We start from the raw sequence: 10,428 nt of genomic DNA on the forward strand, positions 1-10,428 counted from the left end.
TGCCGGATGCATTGGCGGCGTTCGGGTTGACCGAAGCGATGCTGTCGCCCCACCGGCTGCAAACCTCGACCTGACCTGTGTGGCGGGGGAGCTTGCTGTGGGGAGGGAGCTCCCTCGCCACAGCAAGCCCCTCGCCACACGTTATTTCCAGCGGTCAGCGGCTGCGTGATCGCTGTCGCGCCCTTCCACCCAGCGTGGCCCTTCGCTGGTGTTTTCCTTCTTCCAGAACGGAGCGCGCGTCTTCAGGTAGTCCATCACAAAGGCGCAGGCATCGAACGCGGCCTGACGATGGGCACTGGCCGCCGCAACAAACACGATCGGCTCACCCGACTCCAGGGCGCCAATGCGATGCAACACTTCCAGCTTGAGCAGCGGCCAGCGTTGCTCGGCCTCCACGGCGATTTTGCCGAGGGCCTTTTCAGTCATGCCCGGGTAGTGTTCGAGGAACATCCCTGCCACATCCAGGCCATCATTGAAGTCGCGCACATAGCCGACAAAACTCACCACCGCGCCTACGCCCACATTGGCCGCATGCATCGCATTGACCTCGGCGCCGGGATCAAACGCCTCGGCCTGCACCCGAATCGCCATGGTCAGCCTCCGGTCACGGGCGGGAAGAATGCCACTTCGTCGCCAGCTTGCAGCGGCTCTTCAAGGTCGCACAGTTCCTGGTTACGAGCGCACATCAGGCTGGCCTCATTGAGCACTGCGAATTCCGGGTCACCGGCCAATGCCTGGCGTACAGCGTCGACCGTCGCGAAGTCACCTTCCATCTCCAGGGAGTCCAGGCCAATCGCTTCGCTGTAGCGCGCAAAAAACAGTACGTTGATGCTCATGCCTGGTCCGCCTTGAAATGCCCGCTCTTGCCGCCGAGTTTCTCCAGCAGCCGAATGGTTTCGATGGTCATGCCACGGTCCACGGCCTTGCACATGTCGTAGATCGTCAGGGCGGCAACACTGGCCGCGGTCAGCGCTTCCATCTCCACGCCCGTCTGGCCGGAGAGTTTGCAGCGCGCGATGATGTGCACCGCGTCCAGGCCATCGGCTCTGAGTTCAACCTTGACCCCGGTGAGCATCAACGGGTGGCACAGGGGAATGAGATCACTGGTTTTTTTTGCGGCCTGGATCCCGGCGATACGGGCCACGGCAAACACGTCGCCCTTGGGGTGGGCGCCGTCGACAATCATTTTCAGGGTCTCGGGCAACATGCGCACCCGCGCTTCGGCCACGGCTTCACGGAACGTCACGGCTTTTTCAGTGACGTCGACCATGTGGGCGCGACCTTGGGAATCGAGATGAGTCAGCACAGGGATACTCCTGATCAGGAGCTCCGATTGTAAACCCAACGCCGATCAAATGTGGGAGCTGGCTTTTGTGGGAGTCGGGCTTGCCCGCGATGCAGGCACCTCGGTATGTCAGTTACATCGAGGTGATGCTATCGCAGGCAAGCCAGCTCCCACATTGACCGTGGTTACAGGTGAGATTCGGCGTATTCGGCCAGAATCGAACGAGGGACACCTTGCAAGGCGATGTGCACGCCGTTCGGGAAGTCCTTGAAGCGTTCCGTCAGGTAAGTCAGCCCGGAGCTGGTCGCGGACAGGTAAGGGGTGTCGATCTGTGCCAGGTTGCCCAGGCACACCACTTTGGAACCGGCGCCGGCACGGGTGATGATGGTTTTCATCTGGTGCGGCGTGAGGTTCTGGCATTCATCGATCAAAATCAGGCTCTGCTGGAAGCTGCGACCTCGAATGTAGTTGAGGGATTTGAACTGCAACGGCACTTTGCTGAGGATGTAATCGACGCTGCCATGGGTGTTTTCGTCATCCATGTGCAAGGCTTCGAGGTTGTCGGTGATCGCCCCCAGCCACGGCTCCATTTTTTCCGCTTCGGTGCCGGGCAGGAAGCCGATTTCCTGGTCCAGGCCCTGCACGCTGCGGGTGGCGATGATGCGGCGATAGCGTTTGGTAACCATGGTCTGTTCGATGGCGGCGGCCAGGGCGAGGATGGTTTTCCCCGAACCTGCGGCGCCGGTCAGGTTGACCAGGTGGATGTCCGGATCAAGCAAGGCATACAGCGCCAGGCTCTGGTAGATATCACGCGGTTTCAGGCCCCAGGCTTCCTGGTGCAACAGGGGTTCCTGATGCAGGTCGAGGATCAGCAGCTTGTCGACCTGGATCTCTTTGATCCAGCCCACAAAACCCTGTTCGTCGATGATGAATTCGTTGATGTGCACAGCCGGCAGGTTGTCGATCAGCTGTACCTGGTGCCAGGTGCGGCCATGGTCCTGACGGGTTTCGACCTTGCTGACGCGATCCCAGAACGAGCCGGTCATGGTGTGATAACCACGAGACAGCATTGACACGTCGTCAACCAGTTGGTCGGTACTGTAGTCCTCGGCAGCGATCCCACACGCTCGTGCCTTGAGGCGCATATTGATGTCTTTGGTCACCAGCACCAGGCGCAGGTCCTTGTCGCGTGCGTGCAGGTCGATCAATTGGTTGATGATTTTGTTGTCGTTCAGATTCTCCGGCAGCAAGCTGTTGGGCTCGCTGCGCTTGTTCATCAGAATCGACAGCAAGCCCTTGGGCCCGCCTTTGCCACGCTGGATCGGTACGCCCACCTCGACATCGTCGGGGGAGGCTTCGCCGAGGGTCTTGTCGATCAGGCGGATGGCCTGGCGGCATTCGGCGGCAACGCTGTGGTGCCCGCTTTTGAGTTTGTCGAGCTCCTCAAGCACGATCATCGGGATGGCGACGTGGTGTTCTTCGAAGTTGAGCAGTGCGTTTGGATCGTGAATCAGTACATTGGTATCAAGCACATAAAGGATTGGCTGGTCGGAAGAAGGGTTACGTCCATGATCATCCATACTCGGTCACCTTTGTGGGAGCCAGTCGACGCAATACCGCGACAGTGCTGCGCCTCGATTCGACCGTCGAACGCACTTGAGGGGCGTCAAGTGCGGTGCACACAAGAGGTGTCTTGGAAGACGCCACCTGTGTTGCAGGTTTCGGCTGTCTGTCTTCGTAATACCGCAAAACACATGACAGGAAAAAGCACTTTGACGCTTTTTTGAAGTTTATTTTTCAGGATGACGAATAGCACTAGGCGCGCCGGCATTGCACCGTTAAAGTCGGAAGTCCGCCTGTATCGAAATACCTCCCAAATTCCCCCCTGAAAAACCTCAGCCCCAACAGGGCCGGGCTTTTCGTGCTTTTTCAGCGAAACGCTTCGCGGCAATCCTGCCAGCCGAGTCCACTTTCTGCCGTGGCGTGTAAAAGCCAGGGTAAAGCGATGCGCGCCTTGTCCTGGGTGTCGTGGAAGACGATCACCCCGCGCCGCCACAACAGCATCAGTGTGAGCACGCGGTTCGCCGACTCATCAGCCTTGAGCTTGCCGGGTTCGTCTTCCGAGTCGATGTCCCACAAGGCCACTTGCAGCCCTTGTGACTGGAAAAATCCCTGGCTGTCGGACCGGCGCTGACCGTACGGCGGGCGGAACAGCGGCAGGTAGTTTTCCGGCATCAGATTTTGCGCCAGGGAGGCGCTGCGGGTGATGGACGACTGCCAGTCGACCCAGTGGCTATGGGAGCGGTACTGCCAGCCCTGGATGCCGACGCACTGGCCCTGGTACAGCGCCTGCACATCGGTGGCCGAGCTTTTCTCGACGCGGGTTTGCAGGCTGTTGCCGAGCACGAAGAAGAGGCCGTGCATTTTCTGTTTGCGCAGGTAGTCGGTGAGCCAGTCGGTATTGCCGCTGACGGGGGACGGGCCGCTGTCGAAGGTCAGCAGGAACATCCGGTCGTTGAGTTCGTCGCCGTTGCGTTCGTGATCGCCGAAGCGCGCGATTTCGCTGCTGATCTGGGGGAACAGGGCGGCCTTGCGCAATTCTTCATCGAGGTAGCGTTCGTGGAATGCGCGGCTGGGGCCGGCCCAGCCTATATAGAAGGAGTTGTCGCTGACTTCGAATTTGGCGGCTTGTTCGCGCAGGTCGTCCATGTTTTCCACCAGGTAGCAGAAGGAGGCGTCCTGTTCGCAGCTTTGTTGGGCGAAGGTGTAGTTTTCCAGTAGCCGTTGCCAGAGTTGGCGGCGCAGGTCGTCGATCGAGGCCTGGTTGATGATCTTCAGGCCCAGGCGCTGCTTGAGGGCGGGCTCGTCGAGGGATTCGCTGGCGAGCAGGGTGTGGGCGAACATCAGGATTTCTGCGCGTGAGGCGACGTCGAACAGGGCGGGGCTGCTGAGGCGTTCGGGCCAGGTGCCGCGATCCAGGGTTGCGACATCCACGGGGGCGGCTTGGGCGCCCAGGCAGATGAGCCAGGCTGACAGTAAAAGCGCAATTCGCACGAAGGGTCTCCCTTTCCAGAGTCGTCGGGCACTATAGCCGATCGTGTGGGGGCGCTATTGGGTTGGTGTGTATATGCGTTATTTGAGTGATGGCTTGTATCGGTTCCGCTCTTACAGCGGCTCACTTTTGAACGCTTTTGCAAAGTGACTCGCTGTAAGAGCGAAACCATAAGCCGCCGTAACCGCAGAAACGGATATGCCCCCCAACGACCGCACAGCTATCTATCACCATCATAGGTGGAGTCAAACCGCCCTACCCCCTAGAATCCCCCCACGATTAAAGGAGACGACTTCATGCTGACGGTGATTTCCCCCGCCAAAACCCTCGATTTCGAGTCAAAGCCGGTCACCCCGCGCTTCACCCAGCCGCAATACCTCGACCACTCCCAGGAGCTGATCGAACAACTGCGCGAACTCAGCCCGGCGCAAATCAGCGAACTGATGCACGTCTCCGACAAAATCGGCGGCCTCAACGCCGCACGCTTCGGCAGCTGGACCCCCGCCTTCACCCCCGCCAACGCCAAACAAGCCCTGCTGGCATTCAAGGGCGACGTCTACACCGGCCTCAACGCCGAAACCCTCAAGGACGCCGACTTCACCTACGCCCAGGACCACCTGCGCATGCTCTCCGGCCTGTACGGCCTGCTGCGGCCGCTGGACCTGATGATGCCGTACCGCCTCGAAATGGGCACCAAACTGCCCAACGCCCGTGGCAAGGACCTGTACGCTTTCTGGGGCACCCGCATCAGCGAGTGGCTCAACGAAGCCCTGGCCGAACAAGGCGATGACGTGCTGCTCAACCTCGCGTCCAACGAGTACTTCTCGGCAGTCAAACGCCCGGCATTGAATGCGCGAATCATCAACACCGAGTTCAAGGACCTGAAAAACGGCCAGTACAAGATCATCAGCTTCTACGCCAAGAAGGCCCGGGGCATGATGAGCCGCTTTGTGATTGAAGAACGCATCAACGACCCGGCCCGACTCAAGGAGTTTGACGTGCAGGGTTATCGCTTCAATGCGGAGCAGTCGAAGCCGGATAACCTGGTGTTCCTGCGGGATCACGCCCCGGAATAACCTGACAACGAAGATCCAAATGTGGGAGCGGGCTTGCTCGCGAAAACGGTGGTTCAGTCGATGCCTTTATTGCCTGACACGCCGCTTTCGCGAGCAAGCCCGCTCCCACATTTTGTTTGCATTCCAATTCCGAATTCGTCATTTATTTGGCGTCAAAAATAATTCTTCAGATTCCCTAACATTTATTTCACTCGACATTCGTCAATTTTTTTCGTAGTGGCACCACTTTTTTAAAACAGTAGTGGCACAAAACTATTTACCCCTCGCAACTCCCCGCAACTACTGGCCTAAATAGCAAGTGCTATCAGAATAGTACTAGTGCCATCTTTCCTAATATTTCAAGAAATTTCCGGAAACAGGATGAGTGGACAGGAACTATGTCCTAAAGCACCGCTCATACCACCGGTAACGATTATCTCTGAAGATGTAAGAGATGACTTACGTGGCGACCAAGGGAAGTAGCAAAGTTGTCATATAACTTTGACTCAATGGTCAAATCATCAACTGATTAGTTGAAGGCGGACGCAAAGGTTTCACTACTTTCTCCGACAAGGCCAAGGCTGAGCTCACCTGTATGGGTCAGTGAGACAACCCAAGCCGTTGATATATAAGGGCTCAAAGCCCCTGTCAACGCCTTGCGGCACTGGCGCCAGGCCCTTCCCCAGGAAGGCTGGCTGCATTTCAGGGCAAGCCCCAACAATAAGGCCAAGTTGCGCACAACTTGAGTGCATTAGTTAGTCACTCGACTTTTAGTATGCCTGCACTGGATATACCGACGTTTATTCGTCGCACTTCCCAGTGCCTGGGTGACGCTTCAAAACATGAACTCCGGCCATCTAGTGGCACGATTAACAATGAGGTAAATGCGATGCGCATCAGCATATTTGGTTTGGGTTACGTCGGCGCGGTATGTGCCGGTTGCCTGTCTGCACGGGGCCATGAGGTCGTTGGCGTAGACATCTCCAAGGAAAAGATCGACCTGATCAACGCGGGTAAATCCCCCATCGTTGAACCGGGTCTGGGCGAGCTGTTAAGCCAGGGCGTTCAAACCGGCCGACTGCGCGGCACCACCAATTTCGCCGAGGCAATCCGTGATACCGACCTGTCGATGATTTGCGTCGGCACGCCGAGCAAGAAGAACGGCGACCTGGAACTCAACTACATCGAATCGGTGTGCCGCGAGATCGGTTTTGTCCTGCGTGACAAGACCTCCCGTCACACCATCGTGGTCCGCAGCACCGTACTGCCAGGTACCGTGGCCAATGTGGTGATTCCGATTCTCGAAGACTGCTCGGGCAAGAAAGCCGGCGTCGACTTCGGCGTCGCCGTAAACCCTGAGTTCCTGCGTGAAAGCACCGCCATCGCCGACTACGACCTCCCGCCGATGACCGTCATCGGTGAATTCGACACCGCTTCCGGCGATGTTCTGCAGTCGCTGTACGAAGAACTCGACGCGCCGATCATCCGCAAGGACATCGCCGTCGCCGAGATGATCAAGTACACCTGCAACGTCTGGCATGCGACCAAAGTGACCTTCGCCAACGAGATCGGCAACATCGCCAAGGCGGTAGGTGTCGACGGTCGCGAAGTGATGGAAGTGGTCTGCCAGGACAAGACCCTCAACCTGTCCCAGTACTACATGCGCCCGGGCTTTGCCTTCGGCGGTTCCTGCCTGCCCAAGGACGTGCGCGCCCTGACATACCGCGCAGGCTCTCTGGACGTGGATGCGCCGCTGCTCAACTCGCTGATGCGCAGCAACGAGTCCCAGGTGCAAAACGCTTTCGACATCGTTTCCAGCCACGACAAACGCAAAGTCGCCCTGCTGGGCCTGAGCTTCAAGGCCGGCACCGATGACCTGCGCGAAAGCCCGCTGGTGGAACTGGCAGAGATGCTGATCGGCAAGGGTTTCGACCTGAGCATCTACGACAGCAACGTCGAATACGCTCGCGTGCACGGCGCCAACAAGGACTACATCGAAGGCAAGATTCCTCACGTGTCGTCCCTGCTCAACTCGGACTTCGACGAAGTGATCAACAACTCCGACGTGATCATCCTGGGCAACCGCGATGAGAAGTTCCGTGCCCTGGCGCACAACGCACCCCACGGCAAGCAAGTGGTCGACCTGGTGGGCTTCATGTCCAAGGCCACCAGCGTGAGCGGCCGTACCGAAGGCATTTGCTGGTAACAGCAACGGCAAGTTTCAAGCGGCAAGCGTCCTGATCCCCGGCGCTTGCTGCTTGAAGCCTCCTTCACCTGCGGAATGACGCCTATGTCCAAGTTAAAACACGTACTCCTCCAATCTGCCGCCTGGCTGTTTTTCCTGAGCCTGCTGATGGGACTCGCCCTGCTGTTGCCGGCGAGTACGTTCGACTCAGAGTCGAAGAATTTTATTTTCCTGATTGGCGCCGTCGGTATCTGGCGCTACTCGATGGGTGCTACGCATTTCTTTCGCGGCATGCTGTTCCTGTACGTGGTCTACCCGCACCTGCGGCGCAAAGTGCGCAAGCTGGGCAAGGCAGCAGACCCGTCCCACGTATTCCTGATGGTTACCAGCTTTCGGATCGACGCGCTGACCACGGCCCAGGTCTACAGCTCGGTGATCCGCGAGGCCATCGAATGTGGCTTCCCTACCACCGTGGTCTGCTCCCTGGTGGAAATGTCCGATGAGCTGCTGGTCAAGAGCCTGTGGGCCAGGATGAACCCGCCCGACCACGTCAAGCTGGACTTCGTGCGCATCGCCGGTACCGGCAAGCGTGACGGCCTGGCTTTCGGTTTTCGCGCCATCTCCCGCCACCTGCCGGACGACCGTGCCGTAGTGGCCGTGATCGATGGCGACACCGTGCTCGCCGAGGGCGTAGTGCGCAAGACCGTGCCGTGGTTCCAGCTGTTCGGCAATGTCGGCGGCCTGACCACCAACGAGTTCTGCGAAGTGCGCGGCGGCTACATCATGAGCGAGTGGCACAAGCTGCGCTTCGCCCAGCGCCACATCAACATGTGCTCCATGGCCCTGTCCAAACGCGTGCTGACCATGACCGGCCGCATGTCGGTGTTCCGCGCCAACGTGGTCACCGACCCGGGCTTCATTGCCGATGTGGAAAGCGACTCGCTGCAACACTGGCGCCTGGGCCGCTTCAAGTTTTTGACCGGTGACGACAAGTCCAGCTGGTTCAGCCTGATGCGCCTGGGCTACGACACTTTCTACGTACCGGACGCCGCGATCCACACCGTGGAACACCCGCCGGAAAAGAGCTTTATCAAGGCCAGCCGCAAACTGATGTTCCGCTGGTACGGCAACAACCTGCGCCAGAACTCACGTGCCCTGGGCCTGGGTATGCGTCGCCTGGGCCTGTTCACCAGCATCGTGCTGTTTGATCAACGCGTGTCGATGTGGACCTCTCTGCTGGGGCTGACCGTGGCGATCATCGCCACCTTCAAATACGGCGGCGCGTTCATCCTCGCCTACCTGCTGTGGATCGGCATCACCCGCCTGATTCTGACCCTGCTGCTGTCGTGCTCCGGCCACAAGATCGGCCCGGCTTACCCGGTGATTCTCTATTACAACCAGATCATGGGCGCGCTGGTGAAGATCTACGTGTTCTTCCGCCTTGATCAACAGTCCTGGACCCGCCAGGACACCAAACTGACCCGCGATTTGGCCAGCTTTCAACGTTGGTTCAACACCTGGTCGTCTCGGACCATGACCTTCTCCGCCGGCAGCATTTTCGTCGCCGTGTTGCTGATGATGGTTTGACCCTGCCAAGCCTGAATTAACTAGGAACTAAACACCATGAATAGCCCAGTAAACGCCAACGTTGTCCACGAATCCGAAGCCCAGCGCCAACACGCCCGGGTCAAAATCCCGGCCAAGCTGCGCTTCTTCGGCGCCGATCAAACACCGATGGAAGTGCGGGTGATCGACCTGTCCGCCGGCGGCCTGGCCTTCAACGCCCCGCAGCAGCCGCTGAAAGTCGGCGATGTGCACAAGGGTCGCTTGCAATTCGTGATCGACAACCTGGGCCTGGCGATGGACGTCGAGCTGCAGATTCGCTCCTACGACCGCCAGACCGGCCGCACCGGTTGCCAGTTCCAGAACCTCGATGCACAAGACATCTCCACCCTGCGCCACCTGATCACCTCGCACCTGGCCGGTGACATCGTGACCATGGGTGACGTGCTGGCAACCCTGCAACGCGACAACTTCACCAAGGCGCGCAAGGTCAAGGACGGCGGCAGCAACATGAGCGTCGGTGGCCGCCTGCGGGCGGTGACGTTCAGCCTCGGGATCTTCGTGGTGGGCCTGGCGGCATTCGGCTTCGTGGTCAAATCGGTGTACGGCATGTACTTCGTCAGCCACGCCACCTCCGGCCTGGTGAGCGTGCCCGGGATGAACGTGACCATGCCCCGCGATGGCACCGTGCAAAGCCTGATCAAAGGCGATGCGGTCGCCGCCAAAGGCGCGCCATTGGCAACCTTCAGCACCAGCATGCTCGACGTACTCAAGGGCCATCTGGACGAAGACCAGCTGCAACCGGCCAAGGTCGAAGAGCTGTTCGGCAAGCAAATGACCGGCACCCTCACCTCCCCGTGCGACTGCGTCGTGGCCCAGCAACTGGTCGCCGACGGTCAGTACGCCAGCAAGGGCGACGTGATCTTCCAACTGGTGCCACGCGGCAGCCAGGCCAACGTTGATGCACGTTTCTCCTATCGCCAGTTTGCCGACGTTCGCCCGGGCACCCGCGTGAACTTCCAGGTAGCGGATGAAGAGCAGGTACGCACCGGCACCATCGTCAGCAGCACCAGCCTGAACAGCAGCGAAATGTCCTCCGACATCCGCGTGCAGATCAAACCCGACGCCCCGCTGGACAGCACCTACGCCGGTCGCCCAGTTGAAGTGACCAGCGATCGCGGCCCGTCCCTGAACTGGCTGATCGACAAAGCCATGGCCAACGGTCTGTAAGCAGAGGACATGCCTGTGATGACTCTCTCAAAAACACCGCAATCCCTGTGGGAGCGGG

At 59.1% G+C, this 10,428-nt stretch carries 9 protein-coding genes; 4 read left to right on the plus strand and 5 right to left on the minus strand.

The window, feature by feature from the left end; genetic code table 11:
• Positions 1-141: 141 nt before the first annotated feature.
• The 5 genes from moaE to HX846_RS12930 form a co-directional block, all read right to left on the minus strand.
• On the minus strand, positions 142-591 hold the full coding sequence (gene moaE / locus HX846_RS12910) for a molybdopterin synthase catalytic subunit MoaE (RefSeq protein ID WP_178965511.1): 450 nt from the start codon (positions 589-591) through the stop codon (positions 142-144).
• A gap of 2 nt (positions 592-593) precedes the next feature.
• The gene (moaD, locus tag HX846_RS12915) at positions 594-836 is read right to left on the minus strand and encodes a molybdopterin converting factor subunit 1 (protein WP_003216306.1); all 243 of its coding nucleotides are present in this window, start codon (positions 834-836) and stop codon (positions 594-596) included.
• Positions 833-1,306, minus strand: coding sequence for a cyclic pyranopterin monophosphate synthase MoaC (gene moaC, locus HX846_RS12920; RefSeq protein ID WP_178965512.1), 474 nt, complete (start codon positions 1,304-1,306; stop codon positions 833-835). The genes moaD and moaC overlap by 4 nt, the downstream gene beginning before the upstream one ends.
• A gap of 164 nt (positions 1,307-1,470) precedes the next feature.
• Positions 1,471-2,865 carry a PhoH family protein gene (locus tag HX846_RS12925; RefSeq protein WP_008435664.1) on the minus strand — a complete coding sequence of 465 codons (1,395 nt, stop codon included), beginning with the start codon at positions 2,863-2,865 and terminating at the stop codon, positions 1,471-1,473.
• 349 nt (positions 2,866-3,214) lie between these two features.
• Entirely contained in the window at positions 3,215-4,339 is a 1,125-nt protein-coding gene (locus HX846_RS12930) for a polysaccharide deacetylase family protein (RefSeq protein WP_178965513.1), read from the minus strand.
• 294 nt (positions 4,340-4,633) lie between these two features.
• Between HX846_RS12930 and yaaA the strand changes: the two genes are divergently transcribed.
• The 4 genes from yaaA to HX846_RS12950 all read left to right on the plus strand — a co-directional run bounded on the left by yaaA (position 4,634) and on the right by HX846_RS12950 (position 10,370).
• Complete coding sequence (gene yaaA / locus HX846_RS12935; protein ID WP_008435666.1) at positions 4,634-5,413, plus strand: peroxide stress protein YaaA; 780 nt, start codon at positions 4,634-4,636, stop codon at positions 5,411-5,413.
• Positions 5,414-6,281: 868 nt separating this feature from the next.
• Positions 6,282-7,598: a nucleotide sugar dehydrogenase gene (locus tag HX846_RS12940; RefSeq protein WP_003216295.1), complete on the plus strand. Its 1,317-nt coding sequence runs from the start codon at positions 6,282-6,284 to the stop codon at positions 7,596-7,598.
• An 84-nt stretch (positions 7,599-7,682) separates the two neighbouring features.
• Positions 7,683-9,164, plus strand: a complete 1,482-nt coding sequence (gene alg8 / locus HX846_RS12945) for a mannuronan synthase (RefSeq protein ID WP_178965514.1) — start codon at positions 7,683-7,685, stop codon at positions 9,162-9,164.
• A gap of 36 nt (positions 9,165-9,200) precedes the next feature.
• A complete protein-coding gene (locus HX846_RS12950) occupies positions 9,201-10,370 on the plus strand; it encodes an alginate biosynthesis protein Alg44 (protein ID WP_003216292.1) in 1,170 nt (389 codons plus the stop codon).
• Positions 10,371-10,428 lie beyond the last annotated feature (58 nt).

Source organism: Pseudomonas sp. K5002 (assembly GCF_013386655.1).
Classification (GTDB): Bacteria; Pseudomonadota; Gammaproteobacteria; order Pseudomonadales; family Pseudomonadaceae; genus Aquipseudomonas.